This window comes from Syntrophotalea acetylenica, assembly GCF_001888165.1.
Classification (GTDB): domain Bacteria; phylum Desulfobacterota; class Desulfuromonadia; order Desulfuromonadales; family Syntrophotaleaceae; genus Syntrophotalea; species Syntrophotalea acetylenica.
In genome coordinates this window covers 1,621,981-1,647,255 of record NZ_CP015455.1, presented here as the reverse complement: position 1 = coordinate 1,647,255, position 25,275 = coordinate 1,621,981, and the positions used below count along the sequence as shown (strand labels likewise).

Genomic DNA, 25,275 nt, shown 5'->3' with positions numbered 1-25,275 from the left:
ATACCATGGAATGCCGGCATTTTGTTGATTCCCATCCCATCGGAGACTTCAGGTTATATGTGTGGAATCGCGGGTGTTTTGAATACGTTGCAACACAATCCGCTGTCCGAACAGCTCGTTCCGCGCATGCTGGCCATGATCCAGCACCGTGGACCCGACGCCTGCGGGGCCTATTGGTCGCCGGACTTTGCCATGGGCAACGCCCGCCTCAGCATCATCGGTCTTGCCTCGGGCCTGCAGCCGATCGGCAACGAAGACGGCTCCCTCTGGATCGTCTACAACGGAGAGGCTTTTAATTATGTCGAGTTGAAAGAGGAGCTTGTAAAGGCCGGCCATCGTTTCAGAACCGATACCGATACCGAAGTTGTGCTGCATCTGTATGAAGAATACGGACCGTCCTGTCTGGAAAAAATCAACGGGCAGTTCGCATTGGCGATCTGGGACGCCGGCAGGCGGGAATTGTTTCTCGCCCGGGACCGATTCGGCATCCGTACGCTTTTTTACTGCGAACAGGGCGGCCGGTTTTCGTTTGCTTCAGAAATAAAGTCGCTGTTCGTTGTCCCCGGAGTTGCTCGCGAGATCGATCCAGGGGCGCTTGACGAGATTTTCACCTTCTGGACAACTCTGCCTCCCCGCACTGTGTTCAAAGGTGTGCAACAGCTTCTGCCCGGGCACTACATGACTGTCGGAGACGGACATGTCAGCCAGCATCGCTATTGGTCGCTGCCATATTTTAATAAATTCGAAAGGTGGGACGGCAGTTTCACCGAAGCCATGGAACATCTCGACGCGCTGCTCACCGATGCGGTGAGGCTGCGTCTGCGGGCCGATGTGCCCGTGGGAGCCTATCTGAGCGGCGGCCTGGATTCCTCGATTGTCACGGCCCTTATCACGCGGCATTTCAATAACAGGCTCAAAACCTTTTCCATGCGATTTGCGGAGTCCGCGTTTGATGAGTCTGTTTTTCAGGATCAGCTGGTCAAGCATCTGGGAACGGATCATTGTTCCGTTGTTGTGTCATCCGATCAGATCCGGGAGTCTCTGCCTGCGGTCATCTGGCATTGCGAAACGCCTCTTTTACGCACGTCTCCGGTGCCGCTGTACCTGTTGTCGCGACTGGTGCGTGAGCACCGTTTCAAAGTTGTCCTGACCGGGGAGGGAGCTGACGAGATCTTTGGCGGATATAATATTTTCAAGGAAGCCAAGGTTCGTCACTTCTGGGGAAGACAGCCTGACTCCACCCTGCGGCCGCGCCTTCTCGAAAAACTCTACCCTTATGTGTTTACCAACCCGTCCCGTGGACGGGCTTTTCTCTATCAGTTTTTTGCCACGCGGCCCGAAGATCGTTCAAATCTTTTATTTTCGCACCAGCTTCGATGGAATAACGGACGACGCAACACAGCGCTGTTTTCCGATACCTTGCGCAGTTGCCTGGACGGTTGCGATTCCTATGAGCGGGTGGCCGCGGGTCTGCCGGCCGATTTCCTTCAGCGGGAATTGTTTTCCCGCACACAGACGCTGGAAGTTGGAATTTTCCTTTCCAACTATCTTCTGTCTTCCCAGGGAGACCGGGTCGCCATGGCCAACTCTCTTGAAATTCGCCTGCCTTTTCTCGATTACCGTGTTGTTGAATTTGCCGCGCGCCTGCCGGCCCACTGGAAACTGCACGGTCTGAATGAAAAATATATTCTCAAGAAAACTTTTGGTGGTCTGTTGCCGGGAAGCATTGCGCAGCGCCCCAAACAACCTTATCGAGCTCCCATCCGTGAAGCTTTTCGCAACACCGTCGGCGACTCCTGGATGGCAGAACTGCTCAGTGAGGCGGCAATTTCCCGGGCCGGGTATTTTCATCCCGACCGCGTAGCGCATCTTGTGTCCCACTTTCGCAAGGACCCGGGCGTTGCCGCCGGCGAAAACCAGAATATGGCTTTGACCGGCATACTTACCACCCAGTTGACCCATCAGCTGTTTGTCGAGGATTTTCATGGATTGCAGGCCGCGCCGGCCACGCTGAAGCGCCTTGTGCGCGAAGACGGGCGGCACATTCAGGTTTCACATCCAGGGTGATGCGATGATTGAAAAACGACGGTTTTCTCCGGATTGCCTGCGGGTGGATCCGGCCGGGGAGGTGGAAGCGATTTGTTCGCGTCTGCGTGAGGTTCTCAAAAATAGCCTTCGCCGTCGGGGATTCGTCCTTGGCCTGTCCGGGGGCATTGACAGCAGCGTGACGGCCGCCCTGGTGGTGCGGGCGGTGGGCGCGGACCGTGTCCTGGGGCTGGAAATGCCCGAAAGACACTCTGCCGAGGAATCCTTGCGGCTCAGCAGTTTGCTGGCCCGCCATTACGGTATCGAAACCTGCCGGGAAGATATTACGCCGGTGCTTGAAGCCCTTCGGTTTTATCGTCGCTACGAGGACGCGGTTCGCAGGGTGGTGCCGGAATACGGGCAAGGATGGAAATCCAAAATTGTTTCTTCCAATCCGATACAAACCGGAGGTTACAACTTTTTTTCCATTGTGGTGGAAACCTCTGAAGGGCAGCGGATGAAGAGGCGCTTGCCTCTGCAGGCCTACCTTGAGATTGTAGCGGCCACCAATTTCAAGCAGCGCACCCGCAAAATGCTCGAATACTATCATGCAGACCGTTGCCACTACGCCGTAGCGGGTACCCCGAACAGGCTTGAGTACGATCAGGGATTTTTCGTTAAACAAGGCGATGGCGCGGCCGATGTCAAGCCGATTGCCCATCTGTACAAAAGCCAGGTGTATCAGCTGGCGGAATACCTGGAAGTGCCTGAAATCATTCGTCGCCGTCCTCCGACAACGGATACCTACTCCTTGAGCCAGGGGCAGGATGAATTTTACTTTTCGCTACCCTACAGGGAGATGGATCTATGCCTTTACGCGAAAAACAACGGCATTCAGGCGAGTGAGGTCGCGCCCTTTGTCGGGCTGGATGCCGCCCAGGTCGAAGGGGTTTTCAGGGATATCGAGATCAAACGCTCCACAACCCGCTATCAGCACCAGCCCCCGTTTCTTGTCGGGCCGGTTCCCCAGATCGATGTCTGCATGGGGCATGGCTGAGAACAGTTTTCCCGGTAATGGACGAAAGGAGGACAAATGAAAGAAGGTTTTTCGGCGGGTACCGGTTCCTCAGGACAGGAGTTGATGTCCGATGCTTCAAACCTGGTCAGGAAATACATCGTTGAAAATTTCATGTTCGGAGACGACGCCGGGCTGGACGATATGACATCCTTGCAGGCCAGCGGGATTATCGATTCGACCGGGATTCTCGAACTTGTCACATTTCTTGAGGAGCGCTTTTCCATTGCCATCTCCGACGAAGAGCTGATCCCCCAGAATCTGGATTCCATCCATAATGTGGTCTGTTTTCTGAATGGGAAATGCCCGCTCCGGAATATCCTCTGAGAAACCTGTCTTGCAGCGGGCCGCAGGGCTTTCGGTGGGGAGGCCGGAATGAATCCGGAATCGAAGGGCAGCAGAAAGCTGAAAATATGCAGACAAATCCGTACCTGGTTCATCATTTTCTCGAATATTCCGCTGCGCGGCATGGTCGTAAGGTGGCGCTGGTCTGCGACGGCCTGCGTCTGACCTATGGGGAGATCGACGCGGCTGCGAACCGGTTTGCACGGTATCTGGTTTCCATTGGCGTAGACCGTCACCAGCGGGTGGTGATTTTTCTGGACAATTCCGTTGAAGCGGTGATCGCTCTGTTCGGCACGCTCAAGGCCGGTGCCGTTTTTGTGCTGCCCAACGTTACCATGAAAAGCGCCAAGCTTGCCTATATCCTCAACAATTGCGGAGCGACGACCCTGGTTGCGCATGATTCCCGCAGACGCGTCATCGAGGAGGCCATGGCCGATGCGGACGGAGTGCGACACCTTGTCTGGTGCCATCACGGACAACCTTGCGAGGCTCCGCAAGGATCTCGCCGCCTGGATTCGTTTACACAATGGTCCGATCTGTTTGTAGCCGGTGACAGCGATGCCGGCGGGCGGCTGCCAGCGGTCATCGACAGGGATCTGGCCACGATCATCTACACCTCCGGGTCCACCGGCGAACCCAAGGGCGTGGTGTCGGCACATTACAATATGGTTGCCGCCGCACGCAGTATCACAACCTATCTGGAAAACGTTGAGACGGATATCGTTCTGAACACCTTGCCGTTTTCTTTCGATTATGGACTTTATCAGTTGCTGATGGTGTTTCTATTCGGTGGGACCCTGGTGCTGGAAAACTCCTTTACCTACCCCCGGGTTGTGCTGGAACGCCTCGCCGTCGAGGAGGTTACGGGCTTCCCCATCGTGCCGACCATGGTGGCCATGCTTCTTCAAATGCGGGATCTTGCCCGTTTCGATTTCAGATGCCTGCGCTATCTCACCAATACCGGGGCGGCGCTGCCGGTGGCTCACATCAGAAGCCTGCGGAAGATGCTGCCGCATGTCCGGATTTTCTCCATGTACGGACTGACCGAGTGCAAAAGGGTTTCCTATCTGCCCCCGGAAAAGCTGGATGAAAAACCCGATTCGGTTGGTATTCCCATCCCGAACAGTGAAGTTTTCGTTGTCGATGCCACAGGACGGGAGGTGGCGGCGAATGAAGTCGGCGAGCTTGTGGTTCGGGGGTCGCATGTAATGCAGGGCTATTGGAACGATCCCGTTGAGACAGCCAGGGTTTTTCGCCCCGGCAATCGGCATGGCGAGATTGTGCTGCATACCGGGGATCTGTTCCGTCGGGATGCGGAGGGCTACCTGTATTTTGTATCCCGCACGGACGATTTGATCAAAACCCGGGGAGAGAGGGTCAGCCCGAAGGAAATCGAAAATGCCCTGTGCGCTCTCGATGGCGTTGCGGAGGCGGCGGTTGTCGGGGTTCCCGATGAGGTGCTTGGCAAAGCCCTTAAGGCTTTTGTTGTTTGTGGGCGGCAGGCTCATCTGAGTGAGATGCAGGTGCAGGCATATTGCCATAAGACCCTGGAGCCATTCATGGTACCGAAATACGTGGAATTCGTGGAGGCGCTACCGAAAACCTCAAGCGGTAAAATCGACAGGAAAAGCCTGCATTGACGGCCGGAAGGAGGTGTCGGCATGGGCCAGGGCATCAAGACAGTCTGCAAAAGGGGGATGGATCTGATCTGTGTTCTGCCGGGATTGATTCTTTTGTCTCCCTTGCTGGCGGCTGTTGCCCTCGGGGTTTTGTGGAAAATCGGGCGTCCCGTGCTGTTTTGCCAGGCACGGCCCGGTCTCGGGGGCAAACCTTTCATGTTATACAAGTTTCGCACCATGACCGATGCCAGGGATGCCTCCGGGAAACTGCTGCCTGACGGTATGCGCCTTACGCCGCTGGGGATTTTTTTGCGCAATGCCAGCCTTGATGAACTCCCGGCCCTGTTCAACGTTCTTAAAGGCGACATGAGCCTGGTCGGTCCGCGACCGTTGCTGATGCGATATTTGCCGTATTATACGCCACGGGAACACATGCGCCACGATGTCCGGCCCGGCATTACCGGCTGGGCCCAGGTAAACGGCCGCAACTACCTGCCCTGGGATGAACGGCTGGCGCTCGATGTCTGGTATGTCGATAACTGGTCCTTGTGGCTGGATCTGAAAATTCTGATCAAAACCTTTTTACAGGTGCTGCGACGCGAAGGCGTGTCGGCCGATCCCGACGCCGCGGAAACCGATCTTGACCGGGAGCGGTCCGCCCGGTGCAAAGAGGGACATTCCGATCCGGGTACAAAGGAGTGCAGATGACATTGCATGCAAAAGGTGCCTCGGGCATGGACGGCAGCTGGGTCATGCCGCCGTGGCCGGTGTTCGACGAAGAGGACATTGCCGCCGTTTCGCAGGTGTTGCGCTCCGGCAAGGTCAATTACTGGACCGGGACGGTCACCCGCCGGTTCGAAGCCGAGTTTGCCGAGCGGTTGGGGGTGCGTCACGCCATCGCTCTGGCCAACGGAACGGTAGCCCTGGAGCTTGCCCTGCATGCTCTCGGCATCGGTCCCGGCGATGAAGTCGTGACCACCTGCCGCACCTTCATCGCCTCGGCAAGCGCGGTGGTTGCACGCGGTGCCGTTCCGGTTCTTGCGGATGTCGATCCCGATAGCCAGAACATCACCGCGGAAACGATCGCCAGGGTTCTTACGCCGCGCACGCGTGCCATTATCGTCGTGCATCTGGCCGGCTGGCCTTGTGAGATGGAACCTGTCATGCAGTTGGCCCGATCTCACGGGCTGAAAGTGATTGAGGATTGTGCTCAGGCCCATGGCGCCACCTACCGTGGGCAGCCGGTGGGCAGCATCGGCGACATGGGCGCGTTTTCCTTCTGCCAGGATAAAATCATGACCACGGGTGGCGAAGGCGGTTTGCTGGTCACCAATGATGACACACTGTGGGCCAAGGCCTGGGCGTATAAAGACCACGGCAAAAGTTTTGCCGCCGTTACTGCCTGCCGTGGCGAACCGGGATTTCACTGGTTGCACGAATCCTTTGGCACCAATTGGCGCATGACCGAAATGCAGGCGGCGCTGGGTTGCCGGGCTTTGCGGAAACTGGACCAATGGCTGCAGACAAGGCAGCGCAACGCGCATATCCTCACCCGGACCCTGGCAGGCCTTCCGGCCTTGCGTCTGACTCCGCCGCCAGCGCATGTGGGGCATGCCTACTACAAGTATTATGCCTTTCTCCGGCCGCGGATGCTCAAGCCGGGCTGGACCCGGGAACGCATTCTTTCCTGTTTGGAAGAGCGAGGTGTTCCTGGCCTGACGGGTGTATGCGGAGAGATCTATCTGGAAAAAGCTTTTACAAAAACCTGCCTTGGCCCGCCTGCGCCTCTGCCTGTTGCCCAGCGACTGCACCAAACCTCGCTTATGTTCCTGGTTCATCCAACGTTGCGGGAAGAAGACATGTTTATCATGGCAAACCGTATCGGTGAGATTTTGATGCAGGCCTCCAACGGCGACGCTGCTGCCGCAAGGCAGGTTTTGGATGGATGAAACTGGTTTTGCCGGGCACGATCCGTTGCGCATTTTCTTCAGTGACCGGATGGCCGCGCCGTTTGACAAAGCTCCGCCGTATGATATTTCTCTAAGTATGTAGATACTGAAAATATAAGCCTTCATTGATTTGGTATCGCGTCCTGGAATGACCGGGATGCGTGATCGGTTGCATGAAGGGGGTAGGGAGGCTTTTCAATCCTTCAGGAGGTAAAAAATGTTGAGCCTTCCTTTGCCATTTCAAAAAACCGGCGTCCGCAAGCTTCTGATTTTGCTCTTTCACATCGGAGCGATAGTCTTCTCTTTTGTAGATGCATTCGCGCTGCGATTCGATCTGAGGATACCTGCCGAATACTGGTCGGTGATCGTAACGCTGCTGCCCATTGTGGTACTCATCAAACTGCCTGTTTTCTGGCTCATGGGGCTTGCCGAGGGGTGGTGGCGCTACGTTTCCATGCCGGACCTGCTGCAGATTTTCAAAGCCAATATCGCGGCTTCTGTGGCTTTGGTCCTGTATGTGGTGTTTTTCCATTCCTATGAAGGCTTGCCCCGATCGGTCGTTCTTCTCGATTTTCTTCTGTGTTTTTCCATCATGATCGGTGTGCGGGTCGCGACCCGCATACTGCGCGAGCAGTTCGCGCTCAACTCCAAAGGCTATAACTCCAGGCACAAGTCGGTTCTGATCGTCGGTTCCGGGACTGTCGCCCAGACGATCGTTCGCGAGATCCGTGAAAATCCCAAACTCGACAAAGCGGTGCTGGGGTATATCGACAACGATATCCGGCGTCAGGGGAAAGTCTTCTATGGCGTGCCGGTGATGGGCACCCAGGATGACCTCGAAAAGATCTGCACCCGTCACGGGGTCGATATGGTTGTGGTTGCCCAGTCTTCCGTGACACCCCGGGATTTACGCGAGATCGCCACCTCTTGCAAGCGACACGGTATCGCTTGCAAAATACTGCCAACCCTCGGCGACATCATCGACGGCAGGGTTTCCATGGAACAATGCCGTTCCGTGTGCCTCGAAGATCTGCTCGGCCGATCCCCCATTCGCCTCGATGTGCGGGAAATCAACGCTTATCTCCACGGCAAGTCCATTCTGGTCACGGGCGCCGCGGGCAGTATCGGTAGCGAAATCTGCCGGCAGGTTGCAAATTTCGACCCGGCGCAGCTGATTCTTTTCGAAAATGCCGAAACCCCCTTGTTTCACCTCGAAAACGAACTGCGGGAAAAATTTCCCCGTCTTTCCCTGCTTCCCAGCCTCAGTGATATCCGGGATATGGAGAGAGTCTCAGCGGTTTTTTCCCGGTACAAACCCCAGGTCGTGTTTCATGCGGCGGCCTATAAGCATGTCCCGATGTCCGAGGTCAATCCGGTCGAAGTGGTTAAAAATAATGTTTTCGGAACCAGGAATATCGTCGATGCAAGTCTGGCGGGGGGCGTTGAACATTTCGTTCTGATTTCCACGGACAAAGCGGTCAATCCGACCAATATCATGGGGGCCACCAAGCGGGTTGCCGAACTCTACGTACAGAATCTGCCGCGTTCCGGGGAAACCAGAGCGGTTACCGTTCGGTTCGGCAATGTTCTGGGCAGTCATGGCAGCGTCATACCGACTTTCCGGGAGCAGATTCTCAGAGGTGGGCCGGTTACCGTAACTCATCCGGAAATTACCCGTTTTTTCATGACCATACCGGAGGCGGTACAGCTGGTTCTTCAGGCCGGGTGCATGGGGCAGGGGGGAGAGATTTTCCTTCTGGACATGGGTGATCCGGTCAAGATCGTCTGTCTGGCTGAAGAAATGATCCGGCTTTCGGGGCGCAAACCCTACGAGGAGATCGAAATTGTTTTCACCGGCCTGCGACCCGGGGAAAAACTCTATGAAGAACTGCTCATTTCCGGAGAGGGTGTCAAGGCGACCCGTCATGAAAAGATTCGTATTCTGGAGGCGGCATGTTTTTCGGAACAGTGGCTCAGAGACGAAACCGCCCTGCTGCTCCAGGCAACCCATGAGGCTGATGTCGAACGGGTGGTAGCCCTGCTCAAGGAATTGGTGCCCGAATATTGTAACCACAGTGCCACAGGGATACTGGATGAAGGGAACCCGTCGACAAGATCGGCGAACTTCAATCTGGCGGCGAGGAAAAATCCGGATTCGCCTGTATAAATCGATTGGACGTTTTCAGGAATTGTGAAGGGCTAGGGTCGGCGGCGCGGGTAATAGACTTTCCGACGGTTTTTGCTAGCATTTTAGCAGGTGTGTAATTCCTGACAGGCTTTGGAGGTTACAAAAGATCCGGGGTTTCCGGATGCAGACTGATGATGCAAAGGGGGATGCGATGATCGGTAGACGGATATTGGGAATGGCGTTTCTGATTGTGCTTGGCGGTCAGGCATGGGGTGCGGATATTGTCGCAACGGACGTGGAATCGCAGGAGATCGTCCCTCCCAGCATTTACAGCGAAGGCCCCTTCGAACAGGCAACCACCGCCGTCCGACTGGGCGATGTGCTCGGCGGCAAGGCTGGCTATATCCACCCTTATCTGTCCGTCGGCGGTTTTTATACCGACAATCTCTTCAATCGCGAATACGATCGCGAAGGGGACTTTATTACCCGCATCACCCCCGGCATCTGGGTCGTCCTGCCGAACAGCCGTTACCCTTTGATTCGTGTCAATACGCTTAATACGGCACCCGGCGGTCTTGAATTGAGCCGGTTCCGCAGCAAGGGAACCACCCGCCTGCAGGCCTATGGAAAATATCAGGCCGACATCCTTCTGCACGACAAATTCGATTCCGAAGATCAGGTCAATCAGCGCGCCGAGGCCTATGCCCGCTATAATTTCCGTGGCGGTCTTTCCTTTGATGTGCTCGATATTTACGAACTTGACCATGATGCCTATGGCACCGGAACCAGTCGCGAACTGGATAAGTTCAAATCCAATCTCGTGACGGCCGGGGCAAGTTACGAAATTACGCCTAAAACCAGCATCGAAGCGGAATACGGTTTCTATACCTTGAGCTATGATGCCCAGCGAAACGCCTATCGCGAGCGGGAAGACCACAGTTTTGCAGGACGGTTTTTGTACAGGATACTGCCGAAAACCTCGGTTTTTGTCGAATACGACTACATTTCTCTCGATTACGACGAGAACATACTTTCCGACAGCGAGGAACACCAGGTGTATCTTGGCGCGCAATGGATGGCAACGCGAAAATCCCGTTTGCGCGCCCGCTTTGGCTACGGCCTGAAGGATTTTGACGATTCCGATACAGGCGAAGTCGACAATTTTCTTGCCGAAGTGCAATTGCGGCACAGGTTTACGCCAAAATCCTATATTGAATTCAATGCCACACGCCAGACCAATGAAACAGATATCGCTGAAACAGACTATACCTTGTCCCAGAAATATCAGGTTCGGTATTTTCAGAGAATTCTTCCGAAGCTGATGACAACCGCAAACATCTATTATATGCGAAACAGCTACCGAGGCGAGGGTGTTTCCGGGGATCGTCTTGATGAATACTATGGCGCAGGGCTTGACATGAAATATTCCTTGACGAATTGGCTTGCGCTCTCCGGGGGGTATACTTTTATAAAAAGGAACTCCAACAACATCGCTTATGATTATGATCGCAACAATGTTTATCTCAGCCTGATTTTCGCCCTTTGATACCTGCTATTGAACGGGGTTCACAGCGGAGGCCATTGATGATGAAACATCTCGTCTTTATGAGTAGTTTGCTGTTTACGCTTTTTCTGAGCTGCCTGACATTCGCGGCAGTCGAACAACTGGACTACCGGGTCGGAGAGGGCGATGTGCTCAAGGTTATGGTCTACGATAACCCCGATCTGGATACAACCGCCAGAGTGAGCGGAAAGGGGACCATCCTGTTTCCCCTTATCGGCGAACTGGATATCGAGGGGCTTACCGTGTCCCAGGTCTCCGCCAAAATAGCCCGAAAGCTGTCCGAGGGATACATTCTCTATCCCCAGGTCTCGGTTTTCGTCGAAGAGTTTCGCAGCAAAAGGGCCATCATCATGGGGGAGGTTCGGGCTCCGGGGTTGTACGAACTCAGCGGCGCGACCAGCCTGATGGAATTGATATCCAAGGCCGGAGGATTGACCGCCGACGCGGGCAGCGAGGTGAACATCAAACGAAAAAATCCGGACAATCCCGGACAGGATGACCTGATTGCGGTGGATCTCAAGACCCTGCTCGAGGAACAGGAAACCTCGCCGAATGTACCAATCAAGGATGGTGACAGGGTTTTTGTTCCGCGCGCCGGGGTGTTTTATGTCACCGGTCAGGTTAACCGACCGGATGCCTATAAACTCGAGATGGGGACATCGGTTATCAAGGCCATCACCATGGCAGGTGGCTTCACCGAGTTGGCTGCCCAGAAAAGAGTCCGCCTGATCCGCAAGGTCGATGGTGTTGAGACCGTTATGGAGAAGGTTCCGATGCATACTGCTGTCATGCCGGAAGATGTCATTGTGGTTCCTGAGAGTTTTTTCTAGTCTGGTATCCATCCGGAAACTCCGGATGGATACAGCGTAGTTTTCATATGGGAAACGAGCAATTTTTCGTTGTGGCAAGGGAATCAAGGGGTTGCGCGGAGGCGTACATCGGTACGCCGCACAAGCAAGCCTGCGGATCGACACCGCCACGGCGGAAAAGGGCCGGTTCCGGATGAAAACTAGTCTGGTTTCGGGCAGGTATCCAACCGGGTGCAATTCAACAAATACTACAGGAGGCAGAGAGTTGATATGCCTTTTCAAAAAACCGATCTTCACCTGCTTGATCTGATCGCAACGGTACGCAAGTACCGTCGCCTGGTGCTGTCTTTTTTCCTTGTCGTGTTTGGACTGGTGGTGCTGTTTACCTATGCGTCCACGCCTCTGTACGAAGGCGCCGCCAAAGTACTCATAGAAAAGGGCGAGGCTGATGAGCTGGCCGCGCGGGGCCGGAGCAGTTCCTTTGATCCCGTTTTTTACGAAACCCAATTGCAGCTGATCCGCAGCCGGGCTGTCGTGGAGCGGGTCGTGGACATGCTCAATCTGGAGAAGGATTACGAGCAGTATCTGGAGTCCGCCAGCAACAGACGCACCGTGCTGCAATTCGCCTGGCAGCTGCTTGGCGATATGACCGATGGTGTCCGCAAGATGCTTTTTCGCAAAGAAGACAGTCCCGCGGGAGAAAACGGACGCAAAGCCTCGATTGTTGAAAAGATCACCGAAAACCTGCTGGTACGGCCGGTTGAAGGGACCCGGCTGGTGACGATAAATTTTCTGTCCCCCAACCCCGAACTGGCCGCGCTGGTGGCCAACACCACGGCCAGGGCCTATATCGAGGAAACACTGCAGCTCAAGATGGATGCCACCCGTCGCAGCCTCGAGTGGATGGGCCGTAAAGCGGAGGATGAAGCACAAAAACTCAAGGCCGCCGAGCAGGCTTTGCAGGATTATATGAAAGCCAACGATATCGTGACGATGGAGGATCGCATTGCGGTGGTGCCGGAGCAACTCTCTGAAATCAACCTGCAATTGCTGCGGGCCGAGACCCGCCGCAAGGAGATGGAGATTCTGGTCAACAAAATCGGCAGAGCAGGAAGAAACTATCAGAAACTGGAAACCATTTCGGCCATCACCTCGGATCTGGCGCTGCAGAGCCTGCGGTCGCAGATTGTTGAAACCGAAAAGAGCATCATGGAGTTGTCCAACAAATTCGGTTCGAAGCACCCCCTCATGGTCAAGACCAGAGGTGATCTTCAGGTTCTGGAAAGAAAAAAACGCCAGGAGATCGACCGGATCATCGATTCGTTGCGAAACGAATACGAGCTTGCTCTTTCCAATGAGCAGACCCTTCGAAGCAAATTGACGGGAAGCAAATCGGAAGCCATTGGCCTGAATGAAAAGTTCATTCAATACGGGGCCCTGAAGAGGGTGGTCGATACCAACAGGCAGCTTTACGATGCCCTGATGCTGAAACTGAAGGAGCAGAGCATCACCGGGGAAACCAATCCCGTCAATCTCTGGATCGTGGAGCAGGCCGCCGTCCCCAAAATACCCTCCAAGCCATGGAAAAAAGGCAACCTTATCCTTGGCCTTGCTATCGGTCTTATCGGGGGTATTGTGCTGGCATTTCTGATCGATTATTTCGACAACACCATCAAGGATCCGGAACAGGCCGAAAGTATTCTGGGTCTGCCGATCCTGGGAGTCATGGCCAAGCGCCGCAATCTGAAATACGATGTAGAGGAAACCGTTCTGCGGGAGCCTCATTCGTCGTTTGCCGAAAGTTACCGGGGCTTGCGTACGGCGGTATTTCTCTCGTTTGCCGACCAGGCGCCACGACGCATTCTGCTGACCAGTGCCGGCGTCGGCGAGGGCAAGACCACTACCTCCGTCAATCTGGCCATAACCCTGGCCCAATCGGAAAAGCGGGTGCTCCTGGTCGATGGCGACTTGCGCAAGCCACGCATTCACCACGTTCTCAAGGTGCCCAATACCCGCGGTCTGAGCAATTATCTGGCCGGTGCCGTCGACGGACATATCGTGCAGAAAACCGCGATCAAAAACCTGTTTGTCATTACGGCCGGTCCGATTCCGCCAAATCCCTCCGAATTGCTGATTTCCAGCAAGCTGCCGGGACTGATCGATTCGATGAGCAGCGAATTCGATGTCATCGTTTGCGATTCGCCACCGGTGCTTCCGGTATCGGACGCCCGCCTTTTGTGCCGCCTGTTCGAAGGCGTCATCATGGTGGCGGCCGGTGGCAAGACCTCTTACGAATTTGCAGACCGGGCCCTGCGCATTCTCAAGGATTCCGGTGCCCGGGTTCTCGGTCTGGTGATCAACGCTCTTGAGATAGAAAAATCGTCCTATTATCACCACAGCTACTATCATCACTACGGCAGTGACAAAAAAGACAAGACTCCTGTGGCAGAACCGGGAAAATCTTCATGATCGATCTGCATTGTCACATTTTACCCTCCATGGACGACGGTGCATCGTCCATGGAGGAGTCTCTGGCCATGGCGCGCATCGCGGTCGCCGACGGAACCCGGACGATTGTCGCCACGCCACATGTAAAAAACGATATTCCATCCCCGCAACTTATCGAACGAAAAATCGCACTACTGACCGAATGCCTGCAACAGCATAACGTAAACCTCGATATTCTCCCTGGCGGGGATGTCTCTTCGGTGCTGCCCGTCGATATCGTATCTCTTTATACTCTCAACAGATCCCGTTACGTGTTGCTGGAGTACCCCCACAGCCATCTTCCGGCCAACGCGGAACAAACGATATTCGAGTGGCGGCTGGCTGGTTTGTGGCCCATTATCACGCATCCCGAGCGCAATCCCGGCATTCTCAAAAACCCTGAGGCGCTGACGCGCCTGGTGGAGGTCGGGGCCCTTGTGCAGATCACCGCCGGCAGTCTTGCCGGGGGGTTTGGGGCGGACGCTCAGGCCTGCGCCTGCCATCTGGTATCATCGGGCCTGGTTCATATACTCGCCAGCGACGGGCATTCCTCCGGCCATCGGCTGCCACGGTTGTCCGAGGGACTGCGCATCGCCACCCAGCTGATTGGAAAAGCCGCTGCACTCAGGCTGGTTGAGGATAATCCTGCCGCAATTATTTCCGGAATGGTGGTGGATGTCTAGAATCATGAACTGGTTTTTGGTCGCGATCTGGTTGTTGAGCCTGTTTGGCGATGCTTTGCCCTGGACATGGCGATGGGCCGCCGTGGCGGTTTTTGTTTGCGTGTTTCTTGGCATGCGTTTGTGGCGTAACACGGAAAAGTTCTTTCGCCCGCCGGGGTTTGCCGCCCTTGCCGGCTGGCTGGCGTTGCTGCTGTTTCAGTGCCTGCCCCTGCCACCGGCAGTTCTTGGTTTTTTATCGCCGGGAAGTCACAGCCTCTACAGCGAAACCATCTGGGTGTTGCGGCCCGGCACATGGATGCCGCTGGCCGTTGCCGCTCAACCGGCTTTTTCCGGGATCATGCAATTCTGGGTATTGGCTTCGGTGTTCTGGCTGACGGCGCAGGCCGGGGCTGACCACATTGCGCTGGGCAAGCTTCTCAAACGCTTCGCAACAGGTGCTGGCGTGGTCGCCGTCCTTGTGATCTGTGCTCTGCCATTCAGGGTGCAAGGATGGGATGCGCTTCTGCCTCCGGGAATCGTGGTGGCTCTGGCAGCTGTCATGCCTCTGGTGTTGACCTGCCACCTGTATGTCAAACCTCAGCAGAACTATGGGAAATGGACCACACGCGTCATTCAGACCTTGCGGCATCCTGGCGGTCATCTTCCCGCTTACCTTTTGGCCTTTGTGATTCTGATGGGCGGGGTGGTCCTGTTCTGTGGCGCCGTGCAGACCCGGATTGCGCTGGTCGGCGGGTTGCTGATCATGACAGTCATGCTCCTTGCCCGCCGGGGAAGCAGAAGCCGCAGCGGCGCGGCGGTCGTCATCACCCTCGTCATGCTGCTTGTCGTCGGCATAGGGACCTGGCAGATCGGCAGGGACCGCGGGGTTCAGGAGGTTGCCCCGGTTTCCGCCGGACTGGACCAAAAGGTTCTGGCCCGCGATTTTCTGCTTGCCGGGGCCGGCCCGGGCAATCTGCCGTCTCTGGTTGCCCGTTACACCCGCCTGCGGGAAGATCCCGGTGCCCCTCTGGAAGGCGGCAAAGGGCTTGTGCTGCTCAGCGCAGGGGGATTGGCCGGTACCGTCATGTCGCTGTGGTTCTGGGTCATGGTACTGGTAACCGGAATTATCGGCTGGGCGGGCCGGCGCAATCACATGGCGCTATTTCTGTTGCCAGGGATATTGGCAGGTCTCATCGTCTGCTTCGCCTCCGGAATCGACACTTCCCAGCCCTTTGCCTCCTGGCCGGGCATGGCCGCCTATTTTCTGGCTGCCTTGTTGATAGGTATCGGATGTTTCAGCTCCACCGGTGAGCCGGGTTCCGCTATCGGCAATCTGCATTCCGTCGAACGCAGGGTCATGATGGCGTTCTGCATAATGATCGGTCTGGCCGGGTCGGTTTATGTGCTGGGGAAAGTGGTTGTTTCTTTTGGTCCGCCGATCGCGGATGATGGTAATGCCATCGAAGGGGCGGCGCCACAGTATCTTGCCGCCGGGGTTGATAAATATCTGCTTTTCGATCCCCTGGCGGATGCCAACTGGTACGCTGCCGGCAATTACATGGCTTCTCAAAGGATGGACGATCAGGCGCTGCGATATTACAAAAAGGCCCTGCGCCTCAACCCTCTTGCCGGAGATTCCATTTATCGTCTGGGAGTTTTCCTGTCCGGGCGTGGTCATGGTGACGAAGGAGCAGCACTCATGCAGGCCGGGTTGAAGAACGCTCCCCTGACCCTGTCACTGCGACGTGACCACCTGCTCTACATGCTGACCCGGGGGAAAGGAAGGCGGGTCTGGAGGCCTTGTCGGAGTTGCTGCTTCTGGCGCCGGATCAAACGGGTTTCTGGTTGCGATATTTTGAAAGCCGGAAGATCGCCGTCCATAGATGGCTGGACTATCTGCCCCGAGAGCGGAGGCTTACCGCCAATACGGGGACTATCTCATTGAGCGCGAGGAGAAACGTGCGGCAGAGGCCGTTTACAGGCGCGCCATCAGACATGCCGTTGCCGAACCGTGGGTTTCGACGGATATGTATCTGCATGTTGCCGGTTATTTCATCGGCCAGGAACGCTTCGAGCCTGCGCTGGAGGTGTTGCGCGCCGCCATGGAGGCGCACCCCGAGGATCTGACCCTGCTGGTTTCCGCGGCCGGCCTGTATGAGCGGATGGGAATTGTCTATCGTGCCCGTGAGCTGTATCGTAAAGCCTTGCTGCTCGATCCCGACAATTCAGAAGTGCGTTTGAGGCTGGATGCACTTTTCTGATCCGGCTGATCGCTTTATGCCGGCAAAGGTTTTGTGTTGCAGGCTCCGCGCATGTCTGTTACCCGGCTGTCGGCTTCAGGGTTGCGTCCTCGCTGGTCATGATAAAGGTGGGCTGGGCGTGAAAGGTTTCGTATTTGGGCCGCAGTCTTTCCTGGTTGTAGTATCTGTCTATGATCACCACTTTTTTGCGGCTTGTGACTACCTCAATGGGGACGTTGGCGTAACAGCCATTCCGCAGGGCGACCAGGTGGCCCGTGCGGTTTTCCAAAATCAGGTCCAGTGCGAGATTGCCGTAGGCCATGGGAACGATGGAATCTATGGCGTCCGGGTTGCCGCAGCGGACCAGATACCCGAGGCGCTGATTGACCACATTGATGCGGTGGCCGTTGTTGAATTGAGGCGATAATTCCTTGAGTTGCAAGGCGACCTTGTCTCCGATTCCGCCCAGTTTGCGGTGCCCGTACTGATCCTTTTCCTGACTTTCAAAAGACATCCCCTGCTCATCGATGGTGGTCGCGCCTTCGGAAACCAGAACCACGGCGTAGGCACTCGGGTGCCGATTGCGGTCCGCTACCAGCAGTGCGGTCAAATGTTCCATGTCAAAGGGGCATTCCGGAATCACGCAGCGGTCCGCTGCTCCGGCCATGGTTGGGAGCATGGCGGTGAATCCCGCATAGCGACCGAACACTTCGATGACAAGCAAACGTTCGTGGGACCCGGCAGTGGTGCGTAATGTGTGGGTCAATTCTATGGTGCGGGTGACGCAGGTACTGAAACCTATGCAGTAATCGGTGCCCGGGACATCGTTGTCCATGGTTTTGGGAATGGCGACCACCGGCACTCCTTCGCGATGCAGACGTTCGGCATAGCTCAGGGTGTCGTCCCCTCCGATCGGAATCAGATAATCTATGCCGATATTCTCCAGGGCGCGCAAAACGTGAGGCGTGACATCATTTATCTGCTGACGGTAAGTTTGCTTCAGATGGTCGGGCAAAGCTGCTGCGGGCAGGCGGGCGGGCAGGGTTCTGGATGTATGCAGGAAGGTGCCGCCGGTTCGGCCTGCCCGATTGACCAGATCTTCTGTAAGAATCTGGACATGGTCACTGTTGTCCGCATCTTTTTCCGGAATGTAGTCTACCAGCCCCCCCATCCGCGGCGAATACCGACAACCCGATAGCCCTCCCGCAGTGCGCGAAAGGTTACGGCCCTTATGGCCGGATTCAGGCCGGGGACGTCGCCGCCCCCGGTTAAAATGCCGATGGTTCCGCGATATTTCATAAGTTGTTCTCCTGTCGGAATTCTCATCAATATCCAGCGAATTTATGCGAATGCCTCAAGCATGGTCCGGATATAATGCAATGGTCCTACGGAAACCAATTATAGCGAAACTCCTGCACCCCGCAAAAAAACGGCCTGCGAAAAAAATCCGCAGGCCGTTTTTTTGCGGGGTTGAGTGATCAACGCAGGCCGACATCCCAGGCAACGGACAGACCCGGTTGTGCAAAAGTTCCACTGATGAAGCCGTGATTGTAGCGCGTGGCGGGTGCCCTGTGGACAACGGATCTGTGGTGGCCTCCGGAGCGTTTGACACAATAATTGCTTGCGCGATTGTGCCTGGCACGGTAGATATTGCGATGCGCCTCTTGCTTCATGCGTTGCAGGTTGCGGCGCTCCCACTGATTCACATGGCCGTCAGACCGCGCCTGGTGGCTGAACCGCCGGATATGACGCTGCTCCTGGCGTAGACGCGCAAGCTCGGGGCGGGTGATTTCACCTGATTTTACCCCCTGGGCAATTCTTTTCTGGAAATGCGCACCTTGCAGGCCGACGCGGTCTGCCGACCAGGCCGGTGCCGCCATCAGACAAAACATACCGAGAGCGAAGAAACTCAAAGATCCAAAAACTTTTCGATTCATGATTTATTCTCCTTTGTGGTGAAGTTGTCGTTTCAGCCATTCAGACGAATCGGCTTCGCCATGGTTTACCGCTATGGCGAATTTTTCCATGTCGATAGGGCCTATGGCGTTTCCATCGCTGGCGTGAACGCGTGAATGGAACATGGTAATCAGCGAGAGCGTTTCGAAGGCCAGTGCGTTAAGAACGCGCGAACTTTCATTCAGTGTTGCCAAAAATCAGGTGATTTGATATGGTTCGCCAATTGTGCGGTACAACTGAAGGTCGTAACCTCCGGACATCATGATGAGGATTCAGTCTGTGAAAAAAATCATTATTGACGAGGAATTTTGCAAGGGGTGCGGACTCTGTGTCGAAGTCTGCCCGAAAAAATTGCTGAAAATCGGCAGCAAACTCAATAAACAGGGTTATCCTCTGGTGGAAATAGACGAATGTGATCAGGACAAATGTCTATCCTGCGCCTTGTGTGCGCGGGTCTGCCCGGATGTAGCGATCACCGTGCTTAAAACCTCTGACAAATAGCATTTCGGCCCTGTGCGGTTTGTACCCGGAAAGAAATGTTTTTTAGTACCCAGGTTTATCGCAGCCAGGAGGTTGTTTTGAAAAAACGTTTATTTGTAAAAGGCAATGAAGCGATCGCCATGGGAGCGCTCGAGGCCGGTTGTCGATTTTATTTCGGCTATCCGATTACCCCTCAGAATGATATTCCGGAATATATGGCGCGAGAAATGCCCAAGATTGGCGGAACCTTCATCCAGGCTGAAAGCGAAGTGGCGGCTATCAATATGGTGCTCGGCGCCGGGGCGGCCGGCGGTCGGGTCATGACGTCCTCTTCCGGGCCCGGCATTTCGCTTAAGGCCGAGGGCATGTCTTTCATGGCCGGTTCCGAGGTTCCCGCGGTAATCGTCAATATCCAGCGTCCCGGCCCCGGTCTGGGCGGCATCGATGTCTCGCAAGGCGACTATTTTCAGGCGGTCAAAGGTGCCGGGCATGGCGGATATCATCTCATAGTACTGGCGCCGCACTCTGTTCAGGAGCTTTACGATCTGACCATGCTGGCTTTCGATCTGGCGGATTGCTACCGGATTCCCGCTCTGATTCTGGGTGACGCCATGCTGGGGCAGATGAAAGAGGCTTTGCTGCCGCATGCCTATCAGCGCCCTGCGGATCTCGCGGCCAAGGATTGGGCGGTTACCGGAAAGCGCGGAAGGACCAAAGGCAATACCATCAAGTCCCTTTATCTTGGTGACGGTGAGCTCGAAGCCCACAATTGGCACCTTCATGCCAAGTACGACTTGCTCAAAGCGCGCGAAACCCGCTGTGAAACCGCCGGACTGGAGGACGCCGAGCTTATCCTGACCGCTTTCGGCGGCGCGGCGCGCATTGTGAAGACGGCTGTCGCAATGGCCCGCAAGGAAGGACTCAGGGTTGGTCTGATCCGCCCGATCACACTGTTTCCATTTCCGGCTGGCGTTTATCGTGAAGCGACCGGTCGTACTCCCAAAGTGCTTTGCGTGGAGCTGAATAACGGGCAGATGGTCGAAGACGTACGGCTGTCATCCGATCCGCGGGCCGACGTAAGGTTTTATGGTCGTCCCGGGGGACCGGTTCGTTGCCCAATCCCGAGGAAATTTTCGAACAGATCTGCAAGCATTATAAGGACTGATCATGGCTGATAAGATTCAGACGGTATTTCAACGTCCTTCGTCATTGAAAGAGGTGCCTACCCACTATTGTGCCGGTTGCCATCATGGCACCGTGCATCGACTGGTGGCCGAGGCTATCGATCTGCTCGACGTACAGCAGCGTACCATCGGTATCGGGTCAGTCGGTTGCAGCGTTCTGCTGTACGAGTATTTTGATATCGATGTGGTCGAGGCACCCCATGGACGCGCGCCTGCCGTTGGCACCGGCGTCAAACGTGTGCATCCCGACAGTGTCGTTTTTACCTACCAGGGTGACGGCGACCTTGCTGCCATCGGCACCGCCGAAATCATTCACGCGGCCAACCGGGGCGAGTTGATCACCGTTATTTTTCTCAATAACACCACCTACGGGATGACCGGAGGCCAGATGGCACCAACGACTTTGCCTGGCCAGGTTACCACAACTTCTCCGTATGGACGCAGCCTGTCCGTGGAGGGCCATCCCATCCGCATGGCGGAATTGCTCGCCATGCTTGGCGGTACGGGGTTCTCCGCCAGGGTGGCCGTGGATACCCCCAGGCACGTCATGGAAGCTGGCCGTACGATCCTCAAGGCCTTTGAAATGCAGGTCAAAAAGCAGGGGTTTGCTTTTGTGGAGGTTCTGGGAGCCTGTCCTACCAACTGGGGGATGACACCCATCGCGGCCAATGCCCGTGTTGGCGGCGAAATGATGGACTTTTTCCCCCTGGGAGTCTACAAGGACATTACAGCCGGCGGATAGGGCCGGTGACCCGATGTTGTTTCCCTTATCAGTGCTGGAAATGGATGTTACCCAATGAACGATAACGTTTTTATGGCCGGATACGGCGGGCAGGGCATCCTGCTGATCGGCAACCTGCTGGCGTACGGGGCTATTCTCGAAAACAACAATGCCACCTACTTCCCCGCCTACGGTCCGGAAAAACGGGGTGGAGCGGCAACCTGCACCGTGATTGTCTCCGATTCCGAAATCGGCTCTCCGGTTATCGGTCACCCTTGTTCGGCGTTGCTTTTCAACCAGCTTGCCATGGACAAATATTTCGACCGTATCGCTCCGGGCGGGCTGTGCATTTACAACGCGTCGCTGGTTGAGAAGGTGCCGGAACATCGTCCGGAGGTGCGCCTGCTGGCGGTTCCCGCCAATGAACTGGCCGCCGAGGTCGGTAACGCACGTCTGGTCAACATGATTATTCTTGGCGCATACGCTTACTTGTCCAAAGTTGTCTCCCTTGACAGCCTGAAAGAGGGCCTTGAATACATTCTTCCCGAACGTAACAGGCGGTTCATTCCGGCCAACATCGAAGCTCTGGATCGGGGGGCAGAATTTGCCCGCAAGGTGCAACAGACCGCTGGTAAGCAGGGCGGTTTCTGAACCCATCCGGATGGGTGATAGATGACACGTGTTGAATTTGTTAAAATTCTGCGTCCGGAAAAAGCCAGACACATTTGCGAGTTGGTCGAGGGATTCTATTCGCTTGGCAAACGGGTGCTGGTAATGGTATGCGACGCCAATCAGGGGGTAACCCTGGATCGTTTCATGTGGACCTGGAAAAAAGGTTCGTTCATCCCCCATGTATATGACAACGGCGCCGTCGATTGTCTTGACGAACCAGTCATTATTACGGTAGAAGAGCGCAATCCGAACGGCGCCAAAATTCTGATCATGTGCAGGGGCTGTTCGCAGCAATTCGTGAGACAGTTCGACCTCGCCATCGATTTTGCCGAAGCGTATGATCCTCAGCTTCTGCAGTCCGCGCGTCGCAGGTTTGCTGCTTTTCGGGAGGCCGGATTTGAGGTTGCCATGCGTTAATGGCGGCGGTTCGCAAAGCATCGTGCGGCTGGACCGTGCGATCGTTGTGGAGCAGGAAGTGGCCCTGCCGCCTGAAGCGGTCAGGGCCTTGTCCTTTTGGCGTGCCCGCCCCGGCAGTATCCTGACCGTTGTCGATGGCCAGAATGCCCGGTTTCGTGCGCGGTTGCTGGAAAATAACCGCGTTTTTCCTTTTCAGTCAATGGCAGACCGTACCCGGCCCGTCGTGCCGTTGACCCTATACCAGGCCCTTCCCGAAAAAGAGCGATTCGAGCTGGTGCTTCAGAAATGTGTGGAGTTGGGGGTGCGGCGCATTGTTCCTTACGTTTCAGCGCGGTCCACAACGTTGCAACAACGGGATTCCCGGCAGCGCAAATCCCATCGCTGGCCGGACATCGTGCTGAAAGCCGCCAGACAGTGCCGTCGCGCCGATATCCCACAGCTGGGACCGGTAATGACCTTTGATCAGGTTCTGGCTGAAACGGCCCTGTGGGATGTGGCGGTAATGCTTTATGAGGGTGAGACGGCGGCAAGTCTGCGGAATGTCATACTGCAGCCGGACATCGCCAACGCGGCTTTGCTGATAGGACCTGAGGGCGGCTTTACCCGGCAAGAGGTCATTCAGGCCCGGCATTTATCCGTGTTGCCTGTGAGCCTGGGACCGCTTATTCTGCGCACCGAGACCGCTGCTATTGCTGGCACGGCCGTCATGCAATGGATACTGGGAGCGCTCGAGTGAACAGCTTGAAGCTGATATTTTTGAAATCGCTACATAAAAAGGATGTCGATGAAATCTGAAAATGTTGCGGTGGTGCTTGTAGAACCCCAGGGGCCGTTGAACATCGGCTCCGTATGTCGCGCCATGATGAATTTCGGTTTTTCCGATTTACGACTGGTGAACCCGGTTGCGGATCACTTGTGTGACGATGCGCGCAGGATGGCGGTCAAGGCCTCCGCGCTTCTCGAAGGCGCCCGGATCTTTTCCGACTTGCAATCGGCTTTGTCGGATTGCCGTCTGGCGATGGGGACGACCCGTCGTTTTGGCAAGTATCGCGAAGACTTTCTGCACCCCGACGATGCCGCCAAAGAGTTTGCCTCTGTCACCTTCAGCGGACGGGTGGCCTGGGTTTTCGGGCGGGAAGACAAGGGGCTCGAGACCGCTGAACTCGACCTTTGTCAGCGTTTTGTGACCATCCCCACCGATGATGCCTGCCCGTCGATGAATCTGGCCCAGTCGGTATCGATCTGTTTATACGAAACAGCACGGGCCCGTGCCCGGGCTATCGGAAAAACAGGCGGAAGAAAGACGTTTTCCTCTCTGGAGGTCGTAGAGGGCATGTTTCAGCACATGCGTTCGACCTTGACCGATATCGGGTTTCTGGATCCCCAGAACCCGGACCATATCCTGCGCAGTTTTCGCAGGATTTTCGGCAGAGCCGGGCTCAACGACCGGGAGGTGCGCATTTTGCGCGGGCTTTGGAGCCGTCTCGATTGGCTGAACAACCAACGCAGGGATCACTAGAAATGCCGAACCCGGATGTGATCGAAGATCTTTATATCGAGGCTGTTGCCTACGGAGGCAATGGCATCGGTCATTATTGCGGCAAGGTTGTTTTCGTGCCTTTTGTTGCTCCGGGCGACCATGTGCGATGCCGGATCGTTCAGCAAAAAAAACGCTACAGCGAAGCCACTGTGGAAGAAATCATCTCTTCCTCCACCATGCGCATCAAACCGGCGTGCCCGGTGTTCGGCCTGTGTGGCGGATGTCAGTGGCAGCATCTCGATTACCAGGAGCAGTGTGTCTGGAAAGAACGGATATTCAGGGACTTTGTGGTACGCAAACTGGGCGCCGATCCAGGGGTCGTGCTGCCGATCATGCCCTCCTGCCATCAGTGGGAATATCGCAGTCGGGTGCAGTTCAAATGTCTGAATACGCCGGCAGGCTTGCAGGTGGGTTTTTATCGACGGGGCAGCCACTTTGTGGTTCCGGTTTCACATTGTCCCGTCATTCACCCCGCCTTGAACCGGGCCCGGGAACTGTTTCGTGCCTGGATAGATAAAACCCCCTGGGCAGGGCAGGTGCCCCAGATCGATCTGGCCGTGGATGATGGCGGCCGTGTGCGGGCCGTGGTGCATTGTCTGTCTGGCGATCTCGATGCGTTGAGCCGTCATCTCAAACCCCTTGCCGAGGAAGCGGATTTTGCGCTGTTTGTTCAATCGGGCCGCAAGGAAAATCTGCTGCATGTGTGCGGACCCATGGAATTGATTATCGAGGTGGATACGCCCGTGTTGCGTCTTGGTTACGGCCCAGGCGGTTTTGCCCAGATCAATCTGTCTCAAAATCGTGCGATGGTCCGTGAGGTAATCGCAACCTTGATATCCAATCCTCCCGGAAGGGTGCTGGATCTATTTTGCGGCATGGGCAATTTCAGTCTGCCCGTGGCCAGGCTTGCGCAGCAGGTGATCGGAGTCGAGTCTTATCGACAGAGCATCGAAATGGCACGGCTCAACGCGCGCCTCAACAATATCGATAACGCCCTCTTTTTTGTCGGTGAATCGTTTGGGGCAGCATCCCTTTACGCCGCGGAGGGCGCCATTGATCTGGTGATACTCGACCCTCCGCGCAGTGGCGCTTACGATGTTGCCAGAGAGTTGGCCCAGGTGCGGCCGGAACGAATTCTTTACGTCTCCTGCGATCCGCCGACCCTGTCGCGGGATTTACAGCCGCTGCTGCACAATGGCTATCGGCTGGTCTGGTCCCGACCGTACGATCTGTTTCCCCACACCCATCATATCGAGAGCATAACCCTGCTGGAGAAAGTTCCGGGGGAGGTCCGGGGAGTAACCAAATATTAATTTTTCACTTGCTTTATTCGGTACTTCGTGATAATAGTGCTCTGTCAATTTAGTTCACTGCTGAAAAAGTGGGCCCTTCGCTCACTTTT

Annotated in this window: 21 protein-coding genes and 2 pseudogenes; 21 read left to right on the top strand and 2 right to left on the bottom strand. The window is 55.7% G+C overall.

What is annotated here, in order from left to right; translation table 11 throughout:
- Positions 1-57: 57 nt before the first annotated feature.
- From asnB to A6070_RS15360, 13 genes are all read left to right on the top strand, one after another.
- Positions 58-2,067, top strand: a complete 2,010-nt coding sequence (gene asnB, locus A6070_RS07595; protein ID WP_072287754.1) for an asparagine synthase (glutamine-hydrolyzing) — start codon at positions 58-60, stop codon at positions 2,065-2,067.
- A 4-nt stretch (positions 2,068-2,071) separates the two neighbouring features.
- Positions 2,072-3,082 carry an NAD(+) synthase gene (gene nadE / locus A6070_RS07590; protein WP_072287753.1) on the top strand — a complete coding sequence of 337 codons (1,011 nt, stop codon included), beginning with the start codon at positions 2,072-2,074 and terminating at the stop codon, positions 3,080-3,082.
- Positions 3,083-3,118: 36 nt separating this feature from the next.
- Entirely contained in the window at positions 3,119-3,427 is a 309-nt protein-coding gene (locus A6070_RS07585; RefSeq protein WP_235605429.1) for an acyl carrier protein, read from the top strand.
- 86 nt (positions 3,428-3,513) lie between these two features.
- Positions 3,514-5,085: an AMP-binding protein gene (locus tag A6070_RS07580; RefSeq protein WP_072288187.1), complete on the top strand. Its 1,572-nt coding sequence runs from the start codon at positions 3,514-3,516 to the stop codon at positions 5,083-5,085.
- Positions 5,086-5,106: 21 nt separating this feature from the next.
- Positions 5,107-5,772 carry a sugar transferase gene (locus A6070_RS07575; RefSeq protein ID WP_145926446.1) on the top strand — a complete coding sequence of 222 codons (666 nt, stop codon included), beginning with the start codon at positions 5,107-5,109 and terminating at the stop codon, positions 5,770-5,772.
- Positions 5,769-7,013, top strand: a complete 1,245-nt coding sequence (locus A6070_RS07570) for a DegT/DnrJ/EryC1/StrS family aminotransferase (RefSeq protein WP_083558819.1) — start codon at positions 5,769-5,771, stop codon at positions 7,011-7,013. The genes A6070_RS07575 and A6070_RS07570 overlap by 4 nt, the downstream gene beginning before the upstream one ends.
- A gap of 217 nt (positions 7,014-7,230) precedes the next feature.
- The gene (locus A6070_RS07565) at positions 7,231-9,180 is read left to right on the top strand and encodes a polysaccharide biosynthesis protein (RefSeq protein ID WP_072287752.1); all 1,950 of its coding nucleotides are present in this window, start codon (positions 7,231-7,233) and stop codon (positions 9,178-9,180) included.
- Between the two features lie 172 nt (positions 9,181-9,352).
- Positions 9,353-10,687, top strand: coding sequence for an outer membrane beta-barrel protein (locus A6070_RS07560; protein ID WP_158514037.1), 1,335 nt, complete (start codon positions 9,353-9,355; stop codon positions 10,685-10,687).
- A gap of 38 nt (positions 10,688-10,725) precedes the next feature.
- Positions 10,726-11,535, top strand: coding sequence for an SLBB domain-containing protein (locus A6070_RS07555; protein ID WP_072287750.1), 810 nt, complete (start codon positions 10,726-10,728; stop codon positions 11,533-11,535).
- 249 nt (positions 11,536-11,784) lie between these two features.
- Entirely contained in the window at positions 11,785-13,983 is a 2,199-nt protein-coding gene (locus A6070_RS07550; RefSeq protein WP_072287749.1) for a GumC family protein, read from the top strand.
- A complete protein-coding gene (locus A6070_RS07545) occupies positions 13,980-14,684 on the top strand; it encodes a tyrosine-protein phosphatase (RefSeq protein ID WP_072287748.1) in 705 nt (234 codons plus the stop codon). Before A6070_RS07550 ends, A6070_RS07545 begins: the two co-directional genes overlap by 4 nt.
- 4 nt (positions 14,685-14,688) lie before the next feature.
- Positions 14,689-16,608 (top strand): tetratricopeptide repeat protein, encoded by a 1,920-nt coding sequence (locus A6070_RS07540; RefSeq protein WP_072502055.1) that lies wholly within the window; start codon positions 14,689-14,691, stop codon positions 16,606-16,608.
- Positions 16,547-16,924, top strand: a complete 378-nt coding sequence (locus tag A6070_RS15360; RefSeq protein ID WP_145928200.1) for a hypothetical protein — start codon at positions 16,547-16,549, stop codon at positions 16,922-16,924. Before A6070_RS07540 ends, A6070_RS15360 begins: the two co-directional genes overlap by 62 nt.
- 58 nt (positions 16,925-16,982) lie before the next feature.
- Here the strand turns inward: A6070_RS15360 and A6070_RS07530 are convergent.
- Both A6070_RS07530 and A6070_RS07525 read right to left on the bottom strand, forming a co-directional pair.
- Positions 16,983-18,202, bottom strand: a pseudogene (locus tag A6070_RS07530) (6-phosphofructokinase).
- 179 nt (positions 18,203-18,381) lie between these two features.
- Positions 18,382-18,840: a hypothetical protein gene (locus A6070_RS07525; RefSeq protein ID WP_072287745.1), complete on the bottom strand. Its 459-nt coding sequence runs from the start codon at positions 18,838-18,840 to the stop codon at positions 18,382-18,384.
- A 298-nt stretch (positions 18,841-19,138) separates the two neighbouring features.
- Here A6070_RS07525 and A6070_RS07520 point away from each other — a divergent pair, with 298 nt between their 5' ends.
- The 8 genes and pseudogenes from A6070_RS07520 to rlmD all read left to right on the top strand — a co-directional run bounded on the left by A6070_RS07520 (position 19,139) and on the right by rlmD (position 25,186).
- Positions 19,139-19,360, top strand: a complete 222-nt coding sequence (locus A6070_RS07520; protein WP_072287744.1) for a 4Fe-4S binding protein — start codon at positions 19,139-19,141, stop codon at positions 19,358-19,360.
- Positions 19,361-19,437: 77 nt separating this feature from the next.
- Positions 19,438-20,504: pseudogene (locus tag A6070_RS07515) on the top strand (3-methyl-2-oxobutanoate dehydrogenase subunit VorB).
- A gap of 14 nt (positions 20,505-20,518) precedes the next feature.
- A complete protein-coding gene (locus A6070_RS07510; protein ID WP_072288184.1) occupies positions 20,519-21,265 on the top strand; it encodes a thiamine pyrophosphate-dependent enzyme in 747 nt (248 codons plus the stop codon).
- A gap of 54 nt (positions 21,266-21,319) precedes the next feature.
- Positions 21,320-21,895, top strand: coding sequence for a 2-oxoacid:acceptor oxidoreductase family protein (locus A6070_RS07505; RefSeq protein ID WP_072287743.1), 576 nt, complete (start codon positions 21,320-21,322; stop codon positions 21,893-21,895).
- A 21-nt stretch (positions 21,896-21,916) separates the two neighbouring features.
- Positions 21,917-22,333 (top strand): DNA polymerase III subunit chi, encoded by a 417-nt coding sequence (locus A6070_RS07500; RefSeq protein WP_072287742.1) that lies wholly within the window; start codon positions 21,917-21,919, stop codon positions 22,331-22,333.
- On the top strand, positions 22,314-23,069 hold the full coding sequence (locus A6070_RS07495) for an RsmE family RNA methyltransferase (RefSeq protein ID WP_158514036.1): 756 nt from the start codon (positions 22,314-22,316) through the stop codon (positions 23,067-23,069). The genes A6070_RS07500 and A6070_RS07495 overlap by 20 nt, the downstream gene beginning before the upstream one ends.
- 48 nt (positions 23,070-23,117) lie before the next feature.
- Positions 23,118-23,852, top strand: coding sequence for an RNA methyltransferase (locus A6070_RS07490; protein WP_083558816.1), 735 nt, complete (start codon positions 23,118-23,120; stop codon positions 23,850-23,852).
- Positions 23,853-23,854: 2 nt separating this feature from the next.
- Entirely contained in the window at positions 23,855-25,186 is a 1,332-nt protein-coding gene (gene rlmD / locus A6070_RS07485; RefSeq protein ID WP_083558815.1) for a 23S rRNA (uracil(1939)-C(5))-methyltransferase RlmD, read from the top strand.
- Positions 25,187-25,275 lie beyond the last annotated feature (89 nt).